The sequence below is a fragment of the Paenibacillus qinlingensis genome (assembly GCF_031455095.1).
Lineage (GTDB): Bacteria > Bacillota > Bacilli > Paenibacillales > NBRC-103111 > Paenibacillus_E > Paenibacillus_E qinlingensis_A.
Genome location: NZ_JAVDSB010000006.1, coordinates 183678 through 209069, shown reverse-complemented (window position 1 = coordinate 209069; position 25392 = coordinate 183678). Strand labels below are relative to the sequence as shown.

Sequence of the window (25392 nt, the reverse complement as noted above, 5' to 3'; positions counted from 1 at the left end):
CCTATACGTTACAAGTAGACAAAAACCTGGCCACTCGCCAGGTTTTTTTGTGTTGCGGTGCAGTATAAAGTCCATTCCAAATGATTATGGCCGAGGTCGCTAATGATTACTAATGGCGTAATTACGCTGGTTTTCGGACCGTCTTGCATGTGGAGCGCTGCTGATTATTGAAGGCAATTCTGGGCTTCGATATGCTAACGCTGTCACAACAATCAAGGAGGACGATGACTCGTGGAACTGACTTCCAAACCGTTAAGATCAAATGCGGTTGTTAAGAGCAAGGCACGTCTCAGGTTAAACCGTCTGTTGAAAAACAAGTGGCTTTACCTGATGGCGTTACCCGGTATGCTCTACTTTATTATTTTTCGCTACTTTCCAATGTGGGGACTGTTAATTGCTTTTCAGGATTATCAACCATCACTAGGAATGCTTCATAGCAAATGGGTGGGTCTAAAGCATTTCGAGCGCTTCTTTTTCGATGCCTCCTTCGCCCTGTTATTTAAGAATACGATTATTATGGCAGTCTATAATTTGGTGTTCTTCTTCCCGCTTCCCATTATCTTGGCCCTGTTATTAAACGAAATTCGCCGAGAAGTCTTTAAGCGAACGATCCAAACGATTGTGTATATTCCTCACTTTGTATCGTGGGTCGTAGTCGTAGGTATTTCCTACATCTTCTTCACGACAGAAGGCGGCATAGTAAATGATGTGCTAGCTTCTATCGGACTACCCAAAATCGAATTCCTCATTTCCAGTGAATGGTTCCGAACGATGATCATTTCGCAGGTCATTTGGAAAGAAACCGGTTGGGGAACCATCATCTTTCTCGCTGCATTAGCAGGTGTTGACCCTCAATTATATGAGGCAGCGAAAATCGATGGGGCCGGACGTTTCCGACAGTTGTGGCACATCACGCTCCCAGCCATACGAAGTGTCATCGTGATTCTGTTTATTTTGCGACTGGGCTCATTCTTGGATACAGGCTTTGAACAAATCTTCCTCATGCTGAACGCCATGAACCGCGATGTAGGCGAGGTATTTGATACGTATGTCTACAATGTCGGTATTCAGCAAGGTCAGTTCAGCTACAGCACAGCCGTCGGCTTATTCAAATCCATTATCGGACTGGCGTTGGTCGTTGGTGCTAACCGGATGGCCAAAAAAATGGGCGAAAGCGGTCTGTATTAAGGAGGGAATTCAGCAAAATGATCAATAAGAGCTTAGGCAGCCGCATCTTTGACGGCTTCAATTATACTTTTTTAACCGTATTCGCCTTAATTACCTTACTTCCGTTCATTTACATTGTGTCCGTCTCGTTCGCAGAGCCAGCAGAAGTACTCAAACGCGGCTTCATCCTGTTCCCAACCTCTTTCTCCTTGGAAGGGTATCGCTATATTTTCTCGACACACATTATCGTCAACAGCTTATTCGTAACCATCGGGATTACGGTTGTCGGGACTTTCATCAATCTGTTGTTCACTACGCTTCTTGCCTATCCACTCTCTAGACAGGATTTCGCTGGCAGAAAACTCTTCATGATGATGATTGTATTCACGATGTTGTTCCACGGCGGTATTCTACCTACATTTCTAGTTGTTAAATCGCTTGGGATGCTCAATAGCTACTGGTCCCTGCTCATCCCGAATGCAATTAGCGCATTCAATTTGATCGTCGTCGTTAGCTTTTTTAGACAACTGCCCGAAGGACTAGAGGAAGCTGCGAAGATTGACGGCTGCAGTGACGTCGGACTGCTCTTCCGCATCGTTTTACCCTTATCAGCACCGGTACTGGCTACCTTCGCCTTATTCTATTCCGTTGGACACTGGAACACTTTTTTCAATGCCATTATGTACATCAACGATTCCAAAATGTGGCCCATCCAGGTCTGGCTAAGGCAAATCGTCATCCTTTCACAAGGCGGAATTGGTGACTCGACGCAGTTCGATCAGAACTACATCGCACCTCCGTCCCAAATCATTAAAATGGCGGTCATTGTCATTTCCACGGTGCCTATTTTGATTGTGTATCCCTTTTTGCAAAAGCATTTTGCCAAAGGTGTCATGCTCGGTTCTGTGAAAGGTTGAAAAGGCTCCCAAAAGCTATTGTGATTGGGATGCATTCATATACAATAAGAATATGGGGAGGCAATACCACGATGAGAACACATGCAGGAATGAGAAAAGCCGGAATTGCAACGATGGGTATGATGGTAGGCGCTGCTGCACTGCTTACGGGCTGTGGAAACGATGCAAGTCCTGCAACAGGAGGCACGAGTACAAGCGCAGCCAGTTCACCTGCCACCAAAGAGCCGCTGAAACTGAGTGTCATGACCCTCATGTATGCCGAGCCGCCGAAAGCGGACAGTGAAGTACAGAAGCAGATCGAAGCCTACACGAATACTAAGCTCGACATCTCCTGGGTCCCCAACTCCTCCTACAAGGAAAAGGTGAATGTTACGATTGCTTCCGGTGAGCTGCCAAAGGCACTGCTTGTACAGAACAATAAGGATTCCAATATTTTGAGCGCTGTACGTGCAGGTGTATTCTGGGAAGTCGGTCCTTATTTGAAGGACTATCCGAATCTAGCGAAAATGAACCCCTCTGTCTTCGACAACATTAAAGTGGACGGCAAAATATACGGCTTATATCGGGCACGCGATTTGGCGACGTACGGCGTTATTTTCCGCAGCGACTGGTTAAAAAATGTTGGGCTTACTGCACCAAAAACTATAGATGATTTGTACAATGTATTTAAAGCGTTCACATTAAACGATCCCGATAAAAATGGCAAAGCAGATACCGTTGGCTTGACCGAAGAGAAAACGATGGACGGGTTTGGTGTCATAGCTTCGATCATGGGCGCACCGAACAGCTGGGAAGTGAAAGACGGCAAATTAAGCCCTGATTTCTTAGCGCCGGAGTATTTTGAAGCCATGAAATTTTATAAAAAGTTGTATGATGAAAAGTTGATTAAACAAGACTTCCCTGTGCTGAACAACCAACAGAAGAAGGATGATATCAACCAAGGCAAGGCTGGAGCCGTTATCTCCAATTTAATTGACGGCGCCGCTTATCAGGCAACGCTCGCTAAATCCTTCCCAGGCTCCGATGTCGACGTTGTAAGCCGAATTCAAGGTCCTAAGGGCGAAAGACTGCCTGGCGGCGTAGGCTATAACAGCGTGTTCATGTTCCCGAAATCAAGTGTGAAAACAGAGGCTGAATTGAAACAAATTCTTGGCTTCTACGACAAGCTTTCCGATCAGAAGATGCTGGATTTGCTAGGCTGGGGAATTGAAGGCAAACATTATAAAACCGAAGACAGCAAGCCGGTATTTATTGATCAAAAGCTGCAAGACACCGAAGTAGGCTCCAGCTACTTACAATTACAGATTGCCAAATATACAGCCAAAACTACAGGTAAAGAAACACCTCTGATGGAGAAGTACGGCAAAATGATCAAAGAAAACGAAACGATTGCAGTTAACAATCCAACAAACCCGCTCGTGTCCGAAACGCAAACAACGAAAGGCACAGAATTGAAGCCAATCATTGACGATGCTCGCACAAAATTTATCCTAGGCAAGCTGGATGAAGCAGGTTGGAAGCAAGCGATTGACCAATGGAGAAAAGCAGGCGGCGACAAAGTCATCGAAGAATTCAGTGCGCAATACGCCAAGAACGGTAAATAAATTTAGAACAGGAGGGGCATCTATGCCCCTCTTTTCTCTAGAGGAGAGAGCCCAGATGACAGTTCAGCGATCCGTATGTATTTCCGGCACAGATAGAGGCATCGGTTTGGCACTCGTTAAGGATTACCTCTTGGACGGGTATACCGTTTTTGCCGGTGGTATTACCACAGAGAATGAAGCATTAGCTCAGCTTAGCACCCAATTTCCAGATCACCTACATACTTCCTTTCTGGATGTGGGCAGTGACGAGAGTGTAAAGGCGTTCGCTGCGTTCATCGCAAGCAAGACCGACAAACTTGAGCTGCTCATTAATAATGCAGCCATTCTGGGGGATATGAAGCAAACGATTACGGATGTTATTGATTTTGATGAGATTCAGCGAGTCTATAATATCACGGCCATCGGTGCTATTCGCTTAACGAACTCTTTAATTGAACCGTTCCTGCAAGGAGGCCAGCTCATCGTGAACATTTCATCCGAAGCAGGCAGTATTCGGCAAAGCCATCGCGAGTCCTGGTTCGGTTACAGCATGGCGAAAACGGCATTAAATATGGGATCAACCATTATACACACTACGATTCGCAAACAAGGTGGGCGCGTTCTTTTGATACACCCTGGTTGGGTTAAAAGTGCGATGAACGGGACATGGAGTGATGCAGGAACATTTACTCCTGAAGTCGCAGCGGCCAATATCAGACATACAATTATGCTTTATCGTGATCAAATTCGTGAACAACCGCTTTATCTGGCTGCCGATACGGGGGAAGAATTGCCTTGGTAGGCATATTTTAGGCCACTTACGGGCAGTTTATTGGAAGAGTTTACGGGATCACGGAGGCGTGAGGCTTGGTTGCAACGACGTTACACCTACGTGAGATCGCACCGTTCGCTAGTTTTGTATTTGTCAGATGGTTACTATACAATAGTAAGAGGGGAATCCATTCCCTAGTTATGTTCGAGGAGGTATGATCATGAATAATTTCACATTCCATAATCCAACTACCCTACATTTCGGTCAAGGACAGTTAGACAAACTAACGACCGAAGTACCGAAGTATGGGAAAAATATTTTGCTTGTCTATGGTGGAGGCAGCATCAAAGCCAATGGTCTCTATGACAAAGTCGTTACCCTCTTGCAAGGTCTAGAGGCAACCATCGTAGAACTTAGAGGCGTTGAGCCGAACCCGCGATTAACGACCGTCCACCGCGGCGTAGCCCTGTGCCGTAGTAACAACATCGACCTCATCCTTGCAGTAGGCGGCGGCAGCGTGATTGACTGTGCCAAAGCGATCGCAGTTGGCGCCAAGTACGATGGCGACTTCTGGGATATCGCAACCCGCAAAGCAGCAGCCACAGGCGCACTTCCGTTAGCAACCGTGCTGACCATTGCGGCGACTGGCTCTGAAATGAACTCTGGTTCTGTTATTACCAATTGGGAGACTCAAGATAAACTTGGCTGGGGAAGTCCGTTTTCATTCCCGAAATTCTCAATCCTTGACCCTGCTCATACGACATCCTTGCCTGAAAACCAAACCGTGTACGGCATGGTCGATATTATGTCACACGTCTTTGAGCAATACTTCCATCATGGCACGAACTCCCCTATACAAGATGGGTTCAGCGAAACGATTCTGCGCACAGTTATCGATACAGCTCCACTCTTGTTGAAGGATCTGCACAATCTAGAACACCGCGCAACCATTCTGTACAGCGGTACGATGGCGTTGAACGGAACTCTAAGCATGGGGATTCGCGGGGATTGGGCGACACACAATCTAGAGCATGCGGTTTCCGCTGTCCATGATATCCCGCACGGCGGCGGCTTGGCCATCCTCTTCCCGAACTGGATGACCCACACCCTCGAGTCCAACGTGGGACGCTATAAACAGTTCGCGCAACGCGTCTTCGGCATTGATGCCGCAGGCAAATCCGACAAGCAAGTTGCCGAGGAAGGCATCGCGGCATTGCGTGCGTTCTTCACCAGTATTGGCGCACCGAGCCGACTGGCTGACTACAACATCGATGACTCCACGATCGAGCTTATGGCCGATAAAGCCATGATTTACGGCGATTTCGGTAACTTCCAGAAGCTGACTCGCGCCGATGTCGTGAAGATTTATCAAATGTCGCTATAAGCCGCGACATGAAGAAGCCGCACTCCAAGGTCAACCTTGGGGGTGCGGCTTTTTACTTTATAATCCTAGCGCTGCACAGGCAGCACCTTATAATCGCGCCACTCCTCTGGCAGCAGACGCTGATATCGCGACTGTAGATAGCGATCGTCGATCAACAGCAGCACGCCGTGATCCGTTTCGGAGCGGATTAGCCGTCCACCGGCCTGCTGAACTTTGTTCATGCCGGGGTAGACATAGGCGTAGTCGTAGCCGTTTTTGCCTGTACGCTCCATATAATCCTTAATCAGATTGCGTTCCGGTCCTAACTGCGGCAAACCAACGCCCACAACGACGACGCCCGTTAAGCGATCGCCGACGAGATCGATGCCTTCGGAGAAGATACCTCCCATCACCGCAAAACCCACTAACGTCTGTTCTGCTCCAGGCTGAAATGCCGATAGAAAGTGCTCCCGCTCCTCCTCTGTCATTTTGGCCTGTTGAACGATTATGTTGAGCTCAGACTCCTCCGCCTCTTCGCCAACAAGATCCGTGAAAGCCTCGTAGACACTACTCATATACGCATACGATGGGAAAAACACGAAATAATTACCCGCTCGTCCCGTGACCAGCTCATAGATTGAACGAGCAATCTGCGTACGACTGTGTTCCCGATCCTGGTAACGGGTCGAAAGCGGCTGCACGAAAACCTCCAGCTGCTCCTTAGCAAAAGGCGACGGCACCGTTACCGAATAATCGTCCTCTCCTGCCCCTAACGTGTCCATGAAATAGGACAAGGGGGATAGCGTCGCCGAGAAAAACACATGCGCCCGGTACCCTTTCCCCATTTGCCGCAGCAGATGGGAGGGATCTAGACAAACGAGCTTCACGCTGACCTCGTTCCGATCATTGACAGCTAGCGTGACATATCGCTCGTCGTATAGCTTGGATATGCGCACGAAATTTTGTGCACCGAAATACGCATCCAAGAGTACCGCACTCACAGCGTTACCACCAGCTGATCTTGCTAACTCCTTTTCAGCCTCCGATATAAATGCCTCCACATGCACCAATAAAGATTCCGGCATCGCCGACTCCACCATCATCTCGGGATCCCCAATCTGCTTGCGGAGCGCAATAAAATATGTGTTAATCGCCTTCGCCGCGTCATGCACCTCTTTACGAACACCCTTGAACTCCCGCTGCAACGTAAGGAAAGCCGATTTATGAAGCTCACTTGCATACATTTCCCGTGCTCGATCCACTAGATTATGCGCCTCATCAATCAGCAAAGCTGTTTTGCGCTTTTGCTCCTCAAACAGCCTTTTCAAATTCACACGCGGGTCGAAAATATAGTTATAATCACAAATTGCCGCATCCGCCGCATAGGCCACGTCCAACGAAAACTCAAACGGACACACCCGATGCTTCCGCGCATAAGTCTCAATGACAGTACGCGTCATCACGGTTTCTTGCTTGAGCAGATCCAGCACCGCCCCATTCACCCGATCATAGTAACCATCCGCGAACTCACAGTGCGCTGGCGTACACCGGACCTCGTCCTTCAAACACACTTTTTCCTTTGCCGTTAGCGTAACCACATGCAGGTGCAAGCCTTTGTCCTGTAAATGGTAAAAAGCTTCCTCAGCTGCCGTACGCGTTATCGTCTTCGCCGTCAAATAGAAGAAACGCTGAAGCAACCCTTCCCCCATCGCTTTCACTGACGGAAACAGCGTCGACATCGTCTTTCCAATCCCTGTTGGTGCCTTAGCAAACAGCTTGTGCTCGTCCTGAATGGTTTTGTACACGGCCCCAACCAGTTTACGCTGTCCTTCTCGGTACTGTGGAAAAGGGAAGGGCAGCTCCTTGATACTCTGATTTCTGCGCTGCTCATGGTCAAACTTCACTTGGGCATACGGATAGTAAGCCTGAATGACCTCATTCACAAAGAGCTCCAGCTCTTCGTAAGCAGCTTCCCTTACAAAATGCCTAGTCTCCTCTGTGTCGACTTGCGTATACGTAAGCCGCACACCCATATGGTTCAGCCCACGATCATGGGCCACCATGTATGCATAGCACATCGCCTGTGCCCAGTGCACAGGATAGGAATTCTCATCTATAAGGGCAATATCCGAAGACGTCGATTTAATCTCATCTACGGTTAGTGTATGGCTATCTGCTTGAACAAGCAGCCCATCACAACGTCCATCTATTTTAAATAAAAGCCCCTCATACGCAATCTCCGCAGAAACATATACTTCATGTTCATCAGATTCTCCATATTGCTTTTGCAGCCTCTGATGCGCCTTCGTGCCATCTCTCAGTGCCTTACTCGAGCGAAATTCCGTATCAATACTACCACTGCTAAACACATATTCCACAAGCGAACGAACCGATATCTGAACAAGAGGTAGCATGCCACGTCTCCATTATTAGAACATTTGTTCCTTATTATACTATGTGTACAGGTGAAACTCTAATGGTTGATGTCTCAATTCACGATCATTTCACCCACTGAAACGGGGTCGTATTAAAAAATATGTCCGGATTAGCCTGAATATTATGCGCCCAAAATGTAAAATGCAGATGCGGCCCTGTAGAGAACCCCGTCGTGCCGACAAGCCCGATAATGTCACCCTGCTTGACGCGGTCGCCCGTTTTCACACGCAGCTCAGAGAGATGCGCGTACTGCGAGAACAGCCCCATCCCATGGTCGAGATAGATGGAATTACCGGTCAAATACAGGGGTTCGGCTAGCGCGACGACCCCATCGTTCGTTGCCTTGATCGGTGTGCCTTCTTTGGCGGCCAGATCAAGGGCCATATGCGCGCTGTCGTATTTCCCGTTCACATAACGGGTGTACCCATACGGCGTGGTCAAAATCCCCTCGATCGGTTTCACGAATGGTCCGCGGAACAAAAAGGTTGGCTCCGATTTACTGCGCGCCAGATCAATCTTTTTCTGATCGGCATTGATGCGCGCCGTATCTTGTTTCATGCTTTCCATTTGCTCCGTAACCTTCAAATACTGCGTCTCGAACTTCTTCGCCTTGATGGTCAGCGTCTGATCACCAATCGGATATGTGCCTACCTTAACACTCATCGGGATTGGCAGATAAGTGAAGTACCCCGCCTCATAAGGCTGAAGCGTATACGTCTTCCCCTGCCAACTAATGCTGCCTGGCTCCTTATGACGCACAAGCACGATATCACCCGGCGAAGCTTGCTCCGGGATGAGCTTCCAGCTAGAGCCAATAGCCGCTTTAGCACCTGCCTCATCTATATATAAAGAAGCCTCCGCTTTGAGCTTGGTTAGATGCGTTTTCTCACCCAACATAATCGCCCTCGCGTCTTCCGTCATGCCGTCTATCCACGTCTGTCCGCCATCCACGGTGAGCACGAGCGGGCTTTTACTATTCGTTGTGCTGGGCAACAAAGCCCACCCAACCTTCGGCGTCACGAACTGTGACTGCTTCACATCAAAAACAGTCCCGTTCAGCGTAACGATATCTACTCGCTTTTGAACTGTTGCTGCTCCGCCCACGGCAGGTGTCCCATCGGTTTCCAAGCTTAACAGTTTGGCAATGGCGTCAATGCCCATCGCGTCTGCCCCGCTATCCACGGATGGTGCTTCCGTCGTCAGTACCTCCTGCCAATGCGCGCCGCCATCGGAAGTTTGAGCCATTCCGTCCGCATACTTCACCCAGCCGCGTTCGAGATCAAGCATCCGGAACTCCAAAGCTTCACGCGGTGTTGGCGTTGGCACGGGGGTTGCTGCTATCGTGTCAGGTGCCTTCGTTTTCAGTGTAACTGATGATCCAAAAGGATTTTTCCCGATAAGCATCACCATACATGCCGCAAGGATGCAAGCGCCGACCAGCAGTGGCCACTGACGCCTTTTTCTTGGTCTCACAGATGTTTCTACCTCCTTGAGTGACGACGGGTTGTCCAGCTGTGCAACGCCTGCGTCTTCTGATTTCACTCTTCTCATGGTAACACAAAAAACCCGAAGACAGCTATGCCTCCGGGTTTTACGACGCTATATTTGTACGCCCTTTTTGAGCGTTTTCTGATCACTATTCGTGTTATTAACTAATGGAAGTAACTTGACACTTCGAACCATTGTGGACTGACATAAATGACATGTCGGCACGTGATCGAATGCAAAATTATCTCGCATCCAGCCTTTACAGCCTTCATTTTCACAAGACCATACCGTCACATTTTCTAGAGGCATCTCTTCAAGCGACTTTTTTCTGGAATACATGGATAAACCTCCTTAGAGTACTAAGCATCAGCTAGCTTTAAATTGAAAAAGACTGCCATTACTTAAGTAAAGGCAGTCTTTTTAATTATATTACAGTTTTACAACGTTTTCTGCTTGTGGTCCGCGGTTACCTTGAACTACGCTGAATTCAACGGATTGACCTTCGTCCAAAGTTTTGAAGCCGTCGCCTTGGATTGCGGAGAAGTGAACGAATACATCGTTGCCGCCTTCAACTTCGATAAAACCGAAACCTTTTTCTGCGTTAAACCATTTTACTGTACCAGTAGCCATTGTGAAATACCTCCAAAAATTATTAACATGTTTTTTATTCTTCAAAGAGAAAAAATTCACACATTGTATAAGGTTCACTAACAAAAATGAAAACCCTTTACAATATGTGAATTCAGGTTCTATTTGTCGATTGAATTTATCATAACACACCACTTATGAAAACGCAAACTATTTCCAAACTTTACAAGTATAAAATTTAAAATGTGCTCCCCAACTTTAGTCTAGGATACCTCTTGGTCTCCAGACGGTTTGAGGCAGGAAGGAGGCAAACTATACTTGTTGTATAGAGTTTAGGAGGGTTTTGAGCATGTATAACGCAAGTATTCAAACGATATTAGCAGCAAGTGTTTTATTCGTCATTTTCACGTGGATCGGAGGCGTCAAAGCTTCCCGATTATTGTACAGCGGCAGCTTGGAGAGGCTGCAACGCAAAACACGCAAACTGTTATTCTGGGCATGGTTTCCCATCCTTCCCGCAGGAGCAATTGCAGCTGCCATCGGCTGGTTGCAGATGAACATGGACCCGATTTTTTGGAAAGACCGCATCTTTTTGCAAGCCCCATTGGTCGTTGTTCCTCTACTTAGCATATGGTTCGTGGCCATTCCTAAGCTGCTGAAGCTTCGTTCCCTAACTAAGCAAAGCTTGGCAGAAGGCAGCACTGCCATCGAACCTGCGATGTTTCACAGAGCTGCAAGTCTTGGCATCATTTTTCCTTATCAATTAACCGCGCTTAGCGCTGTAACTTCTCTATATTTCTCTTTGGTACCTTCGGTTCCATTCCAATGGGTAGAGACCGCCATTCCTCTCGCTATTCTTGTTATCCTTGCAGCTGGACTGTGGTTGCGGCATGACCTTCGGTCCAAGCAAGTACGTAAAGCTGACAACTATCAAGCACCGCGCATTTGGAGACGCATTGGCACCATGACGGGCGTGCTCATCGTGATCGCAGGAATTGGCTTTTATTTGTTTACTTTTGCAATGAATAAAAGTATACTCCCAGCCGAGATTGACATGGCCAGCGGAACGCATGATTACGGCGGTGGAGCAGCCGGAGAGCATGCCCATCATGATATGACCGCAATGGCAGGCATGGTGTCTGTTACCTACCTAACAGGTCCTAAAGAGGGGACCCCAGATCGCCGTTTTACACTCACAGCACAAAAAACGACAACAACACTCCACTCCGGTAAAACTGTAGATGCTTGGACTTACAACGGGCAAATCCCAGGGCCTGAGCTTCGCATGAAGGAAGGCGAACTCATCGAGGTCACCTTAACGAACAAAGATATCGATGTTGGCGTTACGGCTCATTGGCATGGACTAGATGTACCCAACGCAGAAGATGGTGTTGCCGGTGCTACGCAAAATGCGGTAATGCCTGGTGAGACTTACACTTATCGCTTCCGCGCTGAGCAAGTAGGCAGTTTCTGGTACCATTCGCATCAAGATTCCCAAGAGGCGGTCAGCAAAGGACTTTTCGGAGCGTTAATCGTGGAGCCGAAGGAAGCAGCACAAGTGAGCTCCACAACAGTTACTTCTACACAGCCGCTAAAAGATATTACCGTGCTGACTCATCGTTGGAAAGGCGCTCTCGCAATCGGTGCCAATGATCAACTTGACCGTCAATCCGTAGCGCCTGGGACACCTGTACGCATGCGTCTCATTAACACGGATGACTGGGTCGATCAGGTGTATACATTAGTTGGAACGCCTTTTCAGGTGGCTGCAATTGATGGAACAGACTTAAATAAGCCAGATCTTTTAACGAATACCAATGTGATGGTCCCTACAGGGGGCCGTTATGATCTTACCTTCATCATGCCGGATCATCCCGTTTATTTACATGTGGAAGGAAGCAAAAACGGTGGCATTCTGCTTTCTCCCGATGGCCAAGGTGAACTTCCTGTACTCCCGCAAACGGTGAGATTTGACCCACTAATCTATGGTTCGCCTAAGGAAACGCCTTTTAACGCTGATAGTCAATTTGCGAGAGATTTTACACTCATTTTAGATAATAAACTCGGCTTCTTTAATGGTACTTTTAATTTCCTCTATACGTTGAACGGAAAAGTGTTCCCCGATGCCCCGATGTTCATGGTGAAAGAAGGGGATTTGGTCAAAACAACGATCATCAATCGCGGAAATGTTGAGCATCCGATGCATTTGCATGGCCATCATGTTCTTGTACTTTCTCGCAATGGCAAACCTTCCACAGGCAGTCCGTGGTGGTCAGATACACTTGATTTACAGCCAGGCGAGACGTACGAAATCGCGTTTATCGCCAATAATCCTGGATTATGGATGGATCATTGCCACAATCTTACGCATGCTGCTGATGGGATGTCGATGCATTTGATGTATGAAGGGATTACGACGCCATTTTCCGTCGGGAGCGGCACACAGAATCATCCTGAATAACCTAAGTATGGAGGAACTACACACATGACAGAAGATCTATTTGGGGCCGCGGGATTTAGTTCTTTTAGCCTAATTTTTTAGGGTCCATCCTCGCATATTGGAGTAGTCGATTGGCCTATAGTTCAGGATATAAACAGCTGGGTAGGAGGTCTTTAGGGCTAGTTATCCTCATCCTGTTAATTGAGATACTTGCCTTAACCAAAGCGGTCATCATCCTAACCACATGGCCGACAGGATGGCCAGCGATGCAGGTGAAACTGGCGCTGGAGCTAGCCTTGTTCGGCGTCCCCGCAGTGGCGACGCTGGTGTGGTCCGTGCCGCGGCTGTGGCGGTTAGCGCGCTTGGATAAAAGGCCGCAGGGCGAAGCCCTTCCTGCGGAAGTGCGTGCGAGCGCCACACATATCGCGGTGGCGCTGCCCATGCAGGCGGTCATGCTGGGCGCGATGGCCGTGCTCTTTTACACCTACTTCACCGCGGTTCCGCTGCCGGTGAAGCTGATCGTGGTGCCGACGCTGCTAGCGTTCGTCGGCACGTTCGTGCAAGGGTATCGGCTGCACCGCCGATACCTAGCCATGCGCAGCCCCGCGTGGACGAAGCCACGGCTAGGGGTGCGGGTGTTGCGCGCTGCCGCCGGTGTCCTGGCGGCAGCAGCGGTGTTATGGATCTGGCTGAGCACAGCTAGCCAGATGAGCCATTTGCCCGCCGAGATGAACATGGCGGCGGGGGTCATGGACTACGGCGGCAGCGCAGCGCCGGCGAATGGTGAACACGCCCACCACGGGGTGGGCGGGATGAGCGTAGCGACGCTGACGGGTCCCCGTGAGGGGACGCCGGATCAGCGGTTTACGCTCACAGCTGTGAAGAAAACCATCACGCTCAGCTCGGGGCAACAAGTGGAAGCGTGGACGTTTAACGGCCAGCTTCCTGGCCCTGAGTTGCGTGTGAAGCAAGGTCAATTAATTGAAGTTACATTAGTAAACGCCGATATTGAAGATGGTGTTACGCTGCATTGGCACGGGCTTGATGTCCCCAATGCTGAGGACGGTGTAGCTGGTGTGACCCAAAATGCCGTCCTGCCAGGTCAAACCTATGTGTATCGGTTCATAGCGAGCGATGCCGGAACTTATTGGTACCATTCCCATCAGCAGTCGTATATCGGTGCAGGGAAAGGTCTGTTCGGTTCACTTATTGTCGAACCACAAGCATTGCAGAAGGGGCAATCCCTGTCTCAGATGGTCGTGGATATTCCCATTGTAGCCCACACCTATATCGCGTTAGGAGTTGCTCCGAACAAGAACATGATCTCTTTTGGCGCTTCAGACTCGCGTCAAATCAAACAAATTGCGCCTGGAACGCCAGTCCGACTGCGTCTCATCAATACCGACAATGAACCGACAAGGTTCAAGTTATTAGGAACACATTTTCAGGTAGCCGCCATTGATGGAACTGACCTCCATGAACCTTCCGATCTGGTGGATCAGGATCTCGTTGTCGCCTCTGGCGGACGATATGATGTGACGTTTATCATGCCTAGGGGAAACGTTTTCCTAGGTTCTATTTCCTATAAAAGAGAGGGAAGTCATGCCTCTTTGGTGATGAGCCCAGATGGCATGGACGCGGACTTCAGCGTTGTCGCCGCGAAGCGTAATGTTACTTTTGACCCATTGACCTATGGCAGTCCAGATAAGAAAGCTATAGCCGCATTCAACGGACATTATGATCGTGAGTTTCAGCTTATTTTGGATAAACGATTAGGTTTATATAATGGTGCATTCAACTATTCGTTTACGATTAACGGGAAACTATTTCCCGACACCCCTATGTTGATGGTAAAAGAGGGAGACGTCGTAAAAACGACAATCGTCAATCACAGCAGCGCCAACCATCCGATGCATTTGCACGGACATCACATGATTGTACTTAGCCGGAACGGACAACTGTCGAGCGGAAGCCCGTGGTGGGTAGATACGTTAAATGTCGGTCCAGGAGAAACGTATGAGGTTGCATTTATCGCTGATAATCCTGGGCTATGGATGGACCACTGCCACAATTTGCAGCATGCGACCGCTGGAATGACGATGCATTTGATGTACGAGGGGATCACAACGCCATATTCGGTGGGTAGCAGCACGCAGAATCACCCTGAATAGCTGTGATTCCGTTATTTCTTTGGATTTTCAGTCTAATTGGTCACGCAATTGGCACAATTGCAAACTCAGTTTTTCAAAAAAGAGGGAGGGCATGTCAGATTAACTTACACATTGTTGACAAAACACCCCTTTGCCGTTTACTCTAAAAGAAGCAGGCACGACCTAATTGCATATGACTCCTTTCGTATAACCTTAATAATTGGATTAAGGGTCTCTACTTAGAAACCGTAAATTTCTAGCTACGAAAAATGTGCACTGAGAGCAGGCATATTTTTCATGGCTAGTTTTTTTGTGCCTATATATTCATATATTAGGGAGTAGGAGGTTTCATACGATGACAACTATTTTAATTAAAGATGCACTAATTGTGACCATGAACCGCAACGGGGATATTATAACTGGTGATCTGTTGATCGAAAATGACCGCATTACCGCAATTGGACCAGACTTGAACCCACCGCATGCAGACAAAATCATTAACGCCAAGAATCGCACGGTTATTCCGGGCTTTATTCAAACACACATTCATCTCTGCCAGACCTTATTTCGTGGAAAAGGAGACGATCTTGAGCTCATGGATTGGCTAAAAAGGCGGATCTGGCCCCTGGAAGCCTCGCATGACGAGGAATCGATTTACTATTCGGCGATGCTTGGTATCGGTGAATTGATTCAAAGCGGGACAACAACGATCGTAGATATGGAGACTGTGCATCACACCGATTACGCATTCCAAGCGATTGCAGAGAGCGGGATTCGCGCATTGTCTGGTAAGGTGATGATGGACAAAGGGGATGAAGTTCCTTTCGCCTTGCAGGAAAATACGACAGATTCCATTCAACAGAGTGTTGATTTGCTGGAAAAATGGCATGGCCACGACGACGGCCGCATCCAGTACGCGTTCTCGCCGCGTTTTGTCATCTCGTGTACGGAGGAGCTCCTGCGCGAGGTGCGCAGCTTGTCAGAACAGTACCAGGTGAAGGTGCATACGCATGCTTCTGAAAATCTGGGTGAAATCGAGATTGTGCAAGCCGAAACGGGCATGCGCAACGTTGTCTACCTCGATCATCTCGGCTTAGCGAATGAACGATTGATCTTAGCGCATTGCATCTGGCTAGATGAGCAAGAAAAACGCATCATTCACGAGCGTGGCGTGCATGTCAGCCATTGTCCCGGCTCCAACCTGAAGCTGGCTTCAGGGATCGCCGAGACGCCTGAGATGCTGAGGCTGGACATCTCTGTCAGCCTAGGAGCTGATGGAGCGCCGTGCAACAACAATCTCGATATGTTCAACGAGATGCGGCTCGCTGCGCTCATCCAGAAGCCCGTGCACGGCCCGACGGCCATGAATGCGCAGACGGTATTCCGCATGGCGACCATCGGCGGCGCTCGCGCCGTGGGCATGGCTGATGAGATCGGTTCGCTCGAAGTCGGCAAGAAAGCCGACTTGGCGATCCTCGATCTCAACAACTTCCACACGTATCCGTCCTACGACGTGGATCCGATCTCACGCATCGTCTATTCGGCGACGCGTGCTGATGTCGAGACGACCATCATTAATGGTCGCATCGTCATGGAAAACCGCATCATGCGGACGGTTGATAAAGACATCGTCCTACCCGAGGCCAACCGCTCGATTCAGCGGTTGTTGAAGAGGGCGAACCTGCGCTAGTCGCAACCCGTATCGAAGGGAACGCAGATGCCTTATTTCGCCGCAATCAACCCAATTTGTCTCCGAGGGGAACCTGAGTGCGCTATTTGCTCGATTTCCGTCATTTATGGCGGTTTTCGACAAAATAGAGCACTGTCGTTCCCTTCGAAGTCAAATTTGCCTATATGGCAGCAAATAGCGCATTCTTGTTCCACTTCTAATGAGCTTTCCCGTGATGGGGGTGGAGATGGCAGCAGCGGGCGATCTTTGATGCGCCTACCTAGGTTCTCCTAGCTGTTCCGGACAAGGTGCTCAACGCGTGCTACGCGGTCTTGTTGGCCAACATCCGCTACTGTGAGGCGTGAGCCCATCGTTGAGGAGGCGTTGATAGGCAAGGTACCGCCTGCTCGGCGAAATACACCGTACATATCCCCGCCATTCAGAACGTTCACCAACGCACAAAAAGAAAGACCCTTAACTAAAGTTAAGGGTCTTTCTAGAGAATGCTATATTTGCAAGCTGAAGCTTACAGTTTTACAACGTTCTCAGCTTGTGGTCCGCGGTTGCCTTGAACTACGTTGAACTCAACGCGTTGGCCTTCGTCCAAAGATTTGAAACCTTCGCCAGTGATTGCGGAGAAATGTACGAATACATCGTTTCCACCTTCAACTTCGATAAATCCAAATCCTTTTTCTGCGTTAAACCATTTAACTGTTCCTACTGCCATGGGTAATACCTCCAAAGTTTTATTAACATGTCTTTTTTCTTGTTTCGAACAAAAAAATTACACATTGGAAAAGGTTTCATTTACTTAAATGATAACCCTTTGCAATACGCAATTCAGGTTTTTCCTTTAAGACTATTAATACTGTACCACACAATATTAGCTATTGCAATTATACCTGAGAGGGATTTATTGCTAAAGCTACAAAGGATTCTCTATCTTCTATTTTAAGCGCCACAGCTAGTGCTAATGCGACATTTTTCGACGGTACGATTCGACCATTTTCGATTGAATTCAGAATAGAATAGCTGATTCCTGCTTTCTCTCCAAGCTTGCGTAAAGTGAGATTTTGCTGTTGCCGCAACTCTTTGAGCCGAATATGGAAGGCCACGATCGCCTCACCTCAACTTTCTTTATTTTTTTGTCTATGAATTTCAGTTCTAATTTTGTCGAATGGGTCTTCCCAGGCTGGCGGCTTGATGGTTTTGCCGATTTCATTCTTGTGAACTTTGCCATCGGGCCATACCTTGGACATGTTCGCATGTTGGACGATATCAAAGATCGGTCCAGGCTCAACACCCATTTCCACCAATGTGCCCAAAACGAAATACAATTCGTCGATCATCGCATCGACTTCGTCTTCTAATGTAGCTGCTACTTCAAATTCATTCAGTTCTTCCTGCATCCACGCCAAACGCGCGGCTTTACGCTGAGCGGACAGGCGCTGCGGTGATGCGCCCACCGGATGCTCAAACGTCTCATGAAACTTCTTAACAGCCTCGAAGGCTAGCTTTAATGTCATAGTATAGCAGCTCCCTTAACCTAATCATAGTTTTCTACTATATACCATTAGAAGGGAGTTGTGGTCAATATGTCTGAGATTTATTTAAAATGACGCCCCATAATAAAACGATCTTTCCAGTAACCAGAAGTCATGGAACGAATAACGACACCAGAGCTTGTTGTATTAGAGATAAATTGCCCATTACCGATATAGATACCTACATGATTAATCTTCCCTGGCGTCGATACACTGAACATCACAAGGTCGCCTTTGCTTAAGCTTGTCTTCTTCGAGACCTTGGTTCCCAGCTTCGCTTGCGCCACAGAGCCCCATGGAAGCTTGATACCATGCTTGCTAAAAACAAGTTGCGTATACGCAGAGCAGTCTAAGATTAGACGGCTCGTATTTCTAGTACCATATCGGTAAGTCACATCTCCGATGTACGACTTCGCTGTACGTACAATGCTATCTGCACGGGACGTGCTCGTTGCCGTTGCTGTCGCAGCAGCTACCACCCCATTCGTGGTCGACGTGGCTGCAGAAGCCGCCTGAGGGCTTAACAACGCAGCTCCTGCGACTAGCATAGAAAGACTTAGACCTAAGACAGATTGTTGAAGGCGGTTCTTTTTCACAAAAATCATGATTGATTTCCTCCTTTGGTAATAAATACGAGTTTGTTGGACCTGCTACTACCATAGCACATACCAAACACCCTAATATTTAACAGAAAAGGAGGAAAGTCACGTCACGCCTCATTGTAGGAACTATTCTGAGAATTCCATGAGAATTTACTAAGACTCAATCTCTTGACACCAATGAATCCGCTTTATCACCAGTATGTTCCTGCCGAAACTCCGACGGGGTCACGCCATATCTCTTCTTAAACACCTGGGAGAAATGCCTCATATCTTGGTAACCCACACGCTCAGCGACGTCAGCCAACTTTAACTTTGGATTCATCAACAGCTGCTTCGCTTGCTCCAAACGCAGGTTAATCACGAATTCTTTAAAGCCCTGGCCCGTTTTTTGCTTAAACAGCTGACTAAAGTACACAGGGTTCAAATACACAATGGATGCCACTTTCTCTAGGGAAAGGTCCTCTTGATAGTGCGTGCGCATGTATTGAATAGCCACTTCAACGGAACGATCACTGCCGCTTGCATGATGCTCATAGACCTGTGTCGTGGATGCCTGACGCATCTGTTGTACCTCCGCAGGTACCTTTTGGAATTGCTCAATTCGTTCCGTGCTCATGATCTGGAAGGGCACTTTTAAATATTTAATGAGATGACTGCGCAGCTCCTCAATAAGTTGTGCCGTACTCGTTCCTTCAGGCGGAGTGACGAGCCCTAGCAGGCTTTTACTATCATGAACCGTTACGAAACCTTTACCGTAGCGTTCAATCAGTTCTAATAGGACGTTTTCGATAATGAAATTCTCTAAAAAAACAGCCTTATCGGTTTCCATTTTAACCATAATAAGGTAAAAATAAGGATGCTGCTCAACAAAGGGTCCCATGTCGATACGCCCCGTATCTAAACCTTGCACCCAACGCTGAAAAACAGCTTCCTGCAAAAATTTGCGATTCGTCTTCAGCAGCTCCGCTTCCTCGATCAGTTCAGTATCATGGGCGATTTCCTCGCTCAGCTTCCTTATCATTTCAATGAGTACTTCTTTGCCGATCGGTTTCAGCAAATAATCTTTCGCACCTAGTCGTACAGCTTCTTGGGCATAGGAAAACTCCGAATAGGCGGAAATCACCACCCACTTCACATGTGGATGGCGACTGCGCGACATATTCATTAACTCTAGACCTGTCATCCCTGGCATCAAAATGTCCGTAAGTACGATATGAATGGTATGACTGCGAAGAATATTGATCGCTTGCTCCGCATTCGAGGCCAGATGAACGGTGTGTTCTGGGAAACGATTCTGAATGGTGCGTTGAATGCCTTGTAGAATAATGGTTTCGTCATCCACGATTAGAATATCCATGATGGTCTGTTATACCCCCTTACGAGGAAGAGGCATCGCAATGATAACCGTTGTCCCTACCTCTAGTTTACTTTGTATCCGGAGTCCATAGGCTTCTCCAAAGAGTAGCACAATACGTCGATGCACATTGGTCAGACCAATACCTCTTCGCGTCATCTTGCTGCCCAAATCAAGCTTCGTTTCACCAGCTCTTTCCTCCGCTCGATATGCATACGAATCCCCAATAATTCGTGAATCTTCTTCTAACCGCTCCTGCATTTGGTGTAGGAGATCCGCTTCGATCCCCACGCCATTATCAGAGATAATAATATGCAATTCTTGCTCATGCACCTTCGCGTATACCCGAAGCACACCGTGCTCTCGCAATGGCTCCAGCCCATACTTGACCGCATTCTCGATGATAGGCTGCAGCGTCATCTTAGGCAGCACGACATCCAGCCATTCGGAGTCAATGTCAATCTCCGTACTCACCCTGCCCTCCAAGCGGTTCTCAATGATCGTCATATAATGCCGCATTTGATCCAGCTCTTGCTGCAGCGTTGTTTTGGACGCTTCCTGCCAATCACTGCTGTACCGGAACATATGAGACAATGCCAGAATGACTCTGCCTAAGCGATCATTCTCACGCTCGTCGAGCATCCAATAGATCATATCCAAGGTGTTGTATAGGAAATGAGGGTTTACTTGGGACTGCAATGCCTGTAGTTCAGCATTTTTTTCACTCATGGAAGCAAGTGTAATCCGTTCAATGAGTTCATCCATCCGATTTACCATGCGATTGAAGGATGATACCAGGGAATTAATTTCTTCAAACGATTTGACCGTCACAGAACCCTTAAAATTCCCCATCTCCACTTGCTTCATCTCACGGATCAACAGCTTTAGCGGGGACGCAATATTCTGCGAAATCAGGCTCGCTAAGGCCGTAGAAAGGATGATGAGGACAACGATGACGACGTATAAGTATTCCCTCGTTTTGACGACTTCTGAATTGATGTCTTCTTTTGGCGTTAACCCAAATACGGTCCAATCTGACATTTTGGCTTTCGCCGCTACAATTAGCTGATCTGTGCGATCATCGATAATAATGTCGTTTTGCTGCGGGCGTGGCAGCCCACTAAACGATGGATACAGCGCTTTATCCTCGGCTGTCGTAGCGATCATACGATTCTCTCGATCTACGATGTAGACGCGAGAATTAGGGCTTATTGTCACGTTAGAGAGCGCGGCAAGAATTGGCTGTGGATTCGTCTCGATCAACATAACGCCAATAACCCGATGATCGGTGAGGTCGTAGAGCTTCCTGCCAAATACGAAGAGTGGGTCTAGTTGAAATTTGTTGATCACTGAGCCCTGAACAAGCCCTAACCAAACCATCTCCCCTGTCGATTCTTGCAACTTCTGGTACCAGTCCGTGTTCGAATAATTCATATCGATGACGGTATTAAAGCCCCGTTCGTAGTTATAGTTTTTACCTGCATTCGTAATAACATGAATGCCGATGATATCGTCACGCGAATAATAAATCGCTCCCAAAATATTGGTGATGGTACGCTCATTCAGGATGCTAGCTGTCACATCAGGATTGATATCACGATCTTGGATTAAGCGAAGCATTTCATAATTGCTATTTAATGATTTTGTAATGCTATCATAGCCCTGTAAGAGCAAATCAAATAAACCTACCGTTTGTGAAATATTTTTCTGCGCCAAATCATTGATCTTGCTATGTATAATTTGCGTTGTCTTCTGATAGTACAGCACACTAACAAGCAGCACGAGCACGAGCATGGAAGAAATAAATAGCAAGAATAACCGATTATGAATGGAATTATGGCCCCGTTTCATGCTTGCGTGGTCCCCTTTCGACAGGCGGTATTTGCTATTTTAGCATAGTCTCGGCACAAATAGAAAAAGAGAGGGGTGAAGTTAACCCTTCACCGCTCCCGCTACCATACCTTTTGTAATTTTGTCCGCTAATAAGAAGTACACGATAATAACCGGCAACGCACCTAATACGAGGAATGCGCCAATGGCACCATAGTTAACGGAATACTGACTCACAAAGCTGTTAACCCCGAAAGGAAGCGTCTTAAGGCGCTCGGACGAGATAAACGTCGCTGCCAGAATGTATTCGTTCCAGATGTTGATAAAGGTTAGAATACACACCGTCATCATTGGGGGAACCGAAATCGGAAGAATGACCCCCGTGAATATTTTGAAAATCCCTGCACCATCCACAACAGCTGATTCTTCAATCTCTGCCGGGATAGATCTCATAAAGCCGCTGAGGATAAAGACCGCAACTGGCGTTTGAAAAGCAATGTAGGGCAAAATGATGGACAGATGTGTGTTCAGGATGCTTAGATTTTTGAAAATGAGCATCAGCGGCAGCAATGTCGCTTGCATCGGAACCATCATCCCGATAAGGAAAATGACCATGACGAGCGGACCATATTTCCATTTAAATCGTGTAATAGCAAAAGCCGTTAAGGAACTCAAGAACAAAACACTGACCATTGTAATTAAAGTAACGAAAAGGCTGTTCTTCAAGTACTGGAAGTAATGCCCCGCTTTAACTGCATTCGAGAAGTTACTCCATTGCAGCACATGCGGCAGTGCGAAAAACCGACCAGATAAGATTTCCTCATTCGTCTTGAGTGAATAGATGAACAGCCAAAGCAATGGATATACTTGTGTCACCACAAGTAAGGATAGGAATATGATAACAATCACTTTCAGGATAGAGAAGCTTTTGCGTCTCCGAATAATGGCAGGTTTAGCCGCAGCTGCATCCCTGGCGTTTAGCATGGTGACACTTCCCTTCCTCAGGTATATTTTTTCTCTAGTTTATTAAAGATGGAGTTGATTATAACTGTTGCTACAAGACATAAAACAACCAAGAAAGCTGCAATTGCACTTCCGTAACCATATTTCAAGGATAGGAAGGAATTATTGTACATCAGGGTAGAAATGACATCTGTTGCATGAGCTGGGCCGCCGCCTGTCATGACCATAATCATGTCAAACGCTTGTAGGGACCCGATAAAAGCAAGGACAATCGATATTTTGAAAATCGGAATATTCATAGGGAAAGTGATATACCAGTCGGCTTTAAGGCCTTCTGCTCCATCGAGACGCGCAGCCTCATAAATATCAGCCGGAATGTTCTGAATACCGGTAAATTGAATCAAGGTGTGATAACCCAAGTACTGCCATAGGGCAACAAAATATAGAGAGTACATAGCGATTTTCGGATCTGTCAACCACGATCTCGACCAGCTATGTAGGTTAAGTAAATCTAGAACTTGATTGAGCATACCGCCCATAGACGCCGGATTGTAAATCGTTTTCCATAATTGTCCAACAATAACAACTGACAAAATAACAGGTAAAAAGTAAGCAGAAACAAGGAAATTCGGTTTTTTGATAAAACGATTTAGCAGAATAGCTACACCCAATGCAATTGGGATTTCACACATGGAAAATACAGCAAACATCAATGTGCGTTTGACAGATGGCCAAAATAAAGGATCATGGAACAACATCGTACGGAAATTCTCTAAACCGATGAATTTCGATGCGCCAATCCCATTCCACTCCAGTAATCCACTGTACATAGACACAAGGATAGGTACAAACACAAGACCTACATAAATCAACAAACAGGGCAGTACAAACATGGCAATCGTCCACTTGGAGACTCTTAACACATTCACTTTGCTCGCCTCCTTCATGGGGATATACCCATGGGGAATTTACCTTGAGCACCTTGGCGGCACTCGAGATAAATTCCCTTTTGGGCTATTACTTTAGTATTGGATCGAACTTATTTTTTGTTTGTGTCGTAAGCTGTTTGGTGCTCTTTCGCTACCGCTGCAGCATCTACTTTTTGTACGAAAAGGTTTTGAATGCTGGATAAGTGACCTTGAGCTGTACCAGGGTTCATTGTGTTATCGAACGCTAGGTCGCCGCCTTTAACTTTTTTGAACAGTCCAAGAACGTCCATCGCCATGTCGGAGTAACCAGCTGCTTTGAAGTCGCCGTCAACTTTTTGTGCAAGACCTACAGCACCTTTAACTGCGAAAGCTTCTTTAGGGAAGTTCAACATGAAATAGTTCAAGAAATCTTTTGTTTCTTTCAAGTTCTTGCTGTTTGCAGATACTGCAAATGCGGAACCTGGAGCCAACATGAACTCATCTGGGTTACCTTTACCTTTAACTGTAGGGAATTGGAATACGCCAACTTTACCGTTAACGGAAGAAGTTTCGATACCGCCAGTTGCCCAGCTACCCATGTAGTACATCGCAGCTTTGCCTGTTTTGAACAAGTTTTCACCAGCGTTGTAGTCGAAGGATGTTGCACCCTCTTGGAATGCACCAGCTTGGATCAAATCTTGGAAAGAGCTAACAGCGTCTGTAAATGCTGGGTCATTAAATGTTTTCTTACCATCAACAACAGCTTGTAAGAATCCAGGACCACCGTTGGTGCGAAGCAAGACGTTCATGAACAAGAAGGAACCCGTCCAGGAATCTTTTTCACCGATCGCCATTGGCTGAATGCCTTTGGATTTCAAGATTTTCACGTCCGCAACCATTTCTTCGAATGTTTTTGGAACGTCAGCGATACCTGCTTGTTTGAACAAGTCTTTGTTGTAGTAAACAACACCAATGTTGTTACCGTCTGGCAATGCGTAGATATTGTTTTTGAAGCTGTACCAGTTAAGGATACCTTCTTGGAAGGTTGCTTTTAGTCCGTTTTGTTCAACCATGTCATTCAATGGAGCGAATAGGCCTGCATCAACGAAAGGTTGCATTTGAGCAGCTGGGTTCACGACAGTGATATCAGGAACTTCTTTGGATGCTGCTTGAGTTTTCAATTTAAGCTTTTGTTGGTCCGTGTTCAAGGAATCAAGCTCGATCTTGATGTTTGGATTTTTAGCTTGGTAGTCGGCTACGATTTTCTTCAACATACCATTTTTCGGATCAGTAGGATCCGGATATATGTTTTGGAACGTAATAGTAATGTTCTTGCCCGTTGCTGGCGTCGCTGAAGCTCCTGCTGCTGGTGATGCAGTGCTCTTGCTATCTCCACCTGAACCACACGCTGTTAAACTAATGGCTAGTGCGCTTGCCGCAATGACTTGTAGTGACTTATACTTTTTCACCAATGTAAATCCCCCTCGTTTGAGTGAATGTCTTTATGTTCCTATTATGCCGTTTTATTGGCACCCCTTACAATGCGTGAACTTTAGGTATCATGTTTGATTTCTATAGATTTATCTACTCCAATAACTTTCCCATTGGGCTGTTTTTT

General features: G+C 47.1%; 22 protein-coding genes and 1 riboswitch. Of the genes, 8 read left to right on the top strand and 14 right to left on the bottom strand.

What is annotated here, in order from left to right; all coding sequences use genetic code 11:
• Positions 1 to 231 precede the first annotated feature (231 nt).
• The 5 genes from J2736_RS18330 (at position 232) to J2736_RS18310 (ending at position 5823) form a co-directional block, all read left to right on the top strand.
• Complete coding sequence (locus tag J2736_RS18330; protein ID WP_397341021.1) at positions 232 to 1188, top strand: ABC transporter permease; 957 nt, start codon at positions 232 to 234, stop codon at positions 1186 to 1188.
• Positions 1189 to 1205: 17 nt separating this feature from the next.
• Entirely contained in the window at positions 1206 to 2084 is an 879-nt protein-coding gene (locus tag J2736_RS18325) for a carbohydrate ABC transporter permease (RefSeq protein ID WP_056622320.1), read from the top strand.
• A 71-nt stretch (positions 2085 to 2155) separates the two neighbouring features.
• Positions 2156 to 3688, top strand: a complete 1533-nt coding sequence (locus tag J2736_RS18320) for an extracellular solute-binding protein (protein WP_310500031.1) — start codon at positions 2156 to 2158, stop codon at positions 3686 to 3688.
• Positions 3689 to 3743: 55 nt separating this feature from the next.
• Positions 3744 to 4469 (top strand): SDR family NAD(P)-dependent oxidoreductase, encoded by a 726-nt coding sequence (locus J2736_RS18315; protein WP_310500030.1) that lies wholly within the window; start codon positions 3744 to 3746, stop codon positions 4467 to 4469.
• A 190-nt stretch (positions 4470 to 4659) separates the two neighbouring features.
• Positions 4660 to 5823, top strand: a complete 1164-nt coding sequence (locus J2736_RS18310; protein WP_310500029.1) for an iron-containing alcohol dehydrogenase — start codon at positions 4660 to 4662, stop codon at positions 5821 to 5823.
• A 65-nt stretch (positions 5824 to 5888) separates the two neighbouring features.
• On the opposite strand, the gene J2736_RS18305 is transcribed toward J2736_RS18310, so the two are convergent.
• The 4 genes from J2736_RS18305 to J2736_RS18290 form a co-directional block, all read right to left on the bottom strand.
• Entirely contained in the window at positions 5889 to 8216 is a 2328-nt protein-coding gene (locus J2736_RS18305; RefSeq protein ID WP_310500028.1) for an ATP-dependent DNA helicase, read from the bottom strand.
• Positions 8217 to 8301: 85 nt separating this feature from the next.
• Entirely contained in the window at positions 8302 to 9789 is a 1488-nt protein-coding gene (locus tag J2736_RS18300; protein WP_310500027.1) for a M23 family metallopeptidase, read from the bottom strand.
• Positions 9790 to 9837: 48 nt separating this feature from the next.
• Positions 9838 to 10065, bottom strand: a complete 228-nt coding sequence (locus J2736_RS18295) for a cold-shock protein (RefSeq protein WP_056622331.1) — start codon at positions 10063 to 10065, stop codon at positions 9838 to 9840.
• A gap of 90 nt (positions 10066 to 10155) precedes the next feature.
• On the bottom strand, positions 10156 to 10356 hold the full coding sequence (locus J2736_RS18290) for a cold-shock protein (RefSeq protein ID WP_047679716.1): 201 nt from the start codon (positions 10354 to 10356) through the stop codon (positions 10156 to 10158).
• Positions 10357 to 10663: 307 nt separating this feature from the next.
• Between J2736_RS18290 and J2736_RS18285 the strand changes: the two genes are divergently transcribed.
• The 3 genes from J2736_RS18285 to J2736_RS18275 all read left to right on the top strand — a co-directional run bounded on the left by J2736_RS18285 (position 10664) and on the right by J2736_RS18275 (position 16594).
• The gene (locus tag J2736_RS18285; protein ID WP_310500026.1) at positions 10664 to 12775 is read left to right on the top strand and encodes a multicopper oxidase family protein; all 2112 of its coding nucleotides are present in this window, start codon (positions 10664 to 10666) and stop codon (positions 12773 to 12775) included.
• A gap of 110 nt (positions 12776 to 12885) precedes the next feature.
• Entirely contained in the window at positions 12886 to 14925 is a 2040-nt protein-coding gene (locus J2736_RS18280; RefSeq protein ID WP_310500025.1) for a multicopper oxidase family protein, read from the top strand.
• Between the two features lie 162 nt (positions 14926 to 15087).
• Positions 15088 to 15187, top strand: a riboswitch (purine riboswitch).
• A 72-nt stretch (positions 15188 to 15259) separates the two neighbouring features.
• Positions 15260 to 16594, top strand: coding sequence for a 5'-deoxyadenosine deaminase (locus J2736_RS18275; RefSeq protein ID WP_310500024.1), 1335 nt, complete (start codon positions 15260 to 15262; stop codon positions 16592 to 16594).
• 269 nt (positions 16595 to 16863) lie between these two features.
• On the opposite strand, the gene J2736_RS18270 is transcribed toward J2736_RS18275, so the two are convergent.
• From J2736_RS18270 to J2736_RS18225, 10 genes are all read right to left on the bottom strand, one after another.
• Positions 16864 to 17025, bottom strand: a complete 162-nt coding sequence (locus J2736_RS18270) for a hypothetical protein (protein WP_310500023.1) — start codon at positions 17023 to 17025, stop codon at positions 16864 to 16866.
• A 74-nt stretch (positions 17026 to 17099) separates the two neighbouring features.
• Positions 17100 to 17300: a cold-shock protein gene (locus J2736_RS18265; RefSeq protein WP_028555213.1), complete on the bottom strand. Its 201-nt coding sequence runs from the start codon at positions 17298 to 17300 to the stop codon at positions 17100 to 17102.
• Between the two features lie 169 nt (positions 17301 to 17469).
• Positions 17470 to 17688 (bottom strand): helix-turn-helix domain-containing protein, encoded by a 219-nt coding sequence (locus J2736_RS18260; protein WP_310500022.1) that lies wholly within the window; start codon positions 17686 to 17688, stop codon positions 17470 to 17472.
• 12 nt (positions 17689 to 17700) lie between these two features.
• A complete protein-coding gene (locus J2736_RS18255) occupies positions 17701 to 18099 on the bottom strand; it encodes a pyrophosphohydrolase domain-containing protein (protein WP_310500021.1) in 399 nt (132 codons plus the stop codon).
• 80 nt (positions 18100 to 18179) lie between these two features.
• Complete coding sequence (locus J2736_RS18250; RefSeq protein ID WP_310500020.1) at positions 18180 to 18722, bottom strand: C40 family peptidase; 543 nt, start codon at positions 18720 to 18722, stop codon at positions 18180 to 18182.
• A gap of 157 nt (positions 18723 to 18879) precedes the next feature.
• Positions 18880 to 20076, bottom strand: coding sequence for a response regulator (locus J2736_RS18245; RefSeq protein WP_310500019.1), 1197 nt, complete (start codon positions 20074 to 20076; stop codon positions 18880 to 18882).
• A gap of 9 nt (positions 20077 to 20085) precedes the next feature.
• Positions 20086 to 21924, bottom strand: a complete 1839-nt coding sequence (locus tag J2736_RS18240; RefSeq protein WP_310500018.1) for a sensor histidine kinase — start codon at positions 21922 to 21924, stop codon at positions 20086 to 20088.
• Between the two features lie 81 nt (positions 21925 to 22005).
• Positions 22006 to 22887, bottom strand: coding sequence for a carbohydrate ABC transporter permease (locus J2736_RS18235; protein WP_310500017.1), 882 nt, complete (start codon positions 22885 to 22887; stop codon positions 22006 to 22008).
• A 17-nt stretch (positions 22888 to 22904) separates the two neighbouring features.
• Positions 22905 to 23795 (bottom strand): carbohydrate ABC transporter permease, encoded by an 891-nt coding sequence (locus tag J2736_RS18230; RefSeq protein WP_310500016.1) that lies wholly within the window; start codon positions 23793 to 23795, stop codon positions 22905 to 22907.
• A gap of 110 nt (positions 23796 to 23905) precedes the next feature.
• Positions 23906 to 25246: an extracellular solute-binding protein gene (locus J2736_RS18225; protein ID WP_397341012.1), complete on the bottom strand. Its 1341-nt coding sequence runs from the start codon at positions 25244 to 25246 to the stop codon at positions 23906 to 23908.
• Positions 25247 to 25392 lie beyond the last annotated feature (146 nt).

Excerpts from the sequence above, each read along its gene's own strand:
- J2736_RS18300 (WP_310500027.1), bottom strand. The coding sequence starts at position 9,789 with ATGAGAAGAGTGAAATCAGAAGACGCAGGCGTTGCACAGCTGGACAAC.
- J2736_RS18325 (WP_056622320.1), top strand. The coding sequence starts at position 1,206 with ATGATCAATAAGAGCTTAGGCAGCCGCATCTTTGACGGCTTCAATTAT.
- J2736_RS18310 (WP_310500029.1), top strand. The coding sequence starts at position 4,660 with ATGAATAATTTCACATTCCATAATCCAACTACCCTACATTTCGGTCAA.
- J2736_RS18250 (WP_310500020.1), bottom strand. The coding sequence starts at position 18,722 with ATGATTTTTGTGAAAAAGAACCGCCTTCAACAATCTGTCTTAGGTCTA.
- J2736_RS18240 (WP_310500018.1), bottom strand. The coding sequence starts at position 21,924 with ATGAAACGGGGCCATAATTCCATTCATAATCGGTTATTCTTGCTATTT.
- J2736_RS18265 (WP_028555213.1), bottom strand. The coding sequence starts at position 17,300 with ATGGCAGTAGGAACAGTTAAATGGTTTAACGCAGAAAAAGGATTTGGA.
- J2736_RS18305 (WP_310500028.1), bottom strand. The coding sequence starts at position 8,216 with ATGCTACCTCTTGTTCAGATATCGGTTCGTTCGCTTGTGGAATATGTG.
- J2736_RS18275 (WP_310500024.1), top strand. The coding sequence starts at position 15,260 with ATGACAACTATTTTAATTAAAGATGCACTAATTGTGACCATGAACCGC.
- J2736_RS18285 (WP_310500026.1), top strand. The coding sequence starts at position 10,664 with ATGTATAACGCAAGTATTCAAACGATATTAGCAGCAAGTGTTTTATTC.
- J2736_RS18235 (WP_310500017.1), bottom strand. The coding sequence starts at position 22,887 with ATGCTAAACGCCAGGGATGCAGCTGCGGCTAAACCTGCCATTATTCGG.
- J2736_RS18295 (WP_056622331.1), bottom strand. The coding sequence starts at position 10,065 with ATGTATTCCAGAAAAAAGTCGCTTGAAGAGATGCCTCTAGAAAATGTG.
- J2736_RS18315 (WP_310500030.1), top strand. The coding sequence starts at position 3,744 with ATGACAGTTCAGCGATCCGTATGTATTTCCGGCACAGATAGAGGCATC.
- J2736_RS18245 (WP_310500019.1), bottom strand. The coding sequence starts at position 20,076 with ATGGATATTCTAATCGTGGATGACGAAACCATTATTCTACAAGGCATT.
- J2736_RS18320 (WP_310500031.1), top strand. The coding sequence starts at position 2,156 with ATGAGAACACATGCAGGAATGAGAAAAGCCGGAATTGCAACGATGGGT.
- J2736_RS18290 (WP_047679716.1), bottom strand. The coding sequence starts at position 10,356 with ATGGCTACTGGTACAGTAAAATGGTTTAACGCAGAAAAAGGTTTCGGT.
- J2736_RS18255 (WP_310500021.1), bottom strand. The coding sequence starts at position 18,099 with ATGACATTAAAGCTAGCCTTCGAGGCTGTTAAGAAGTTTCATGAGACG.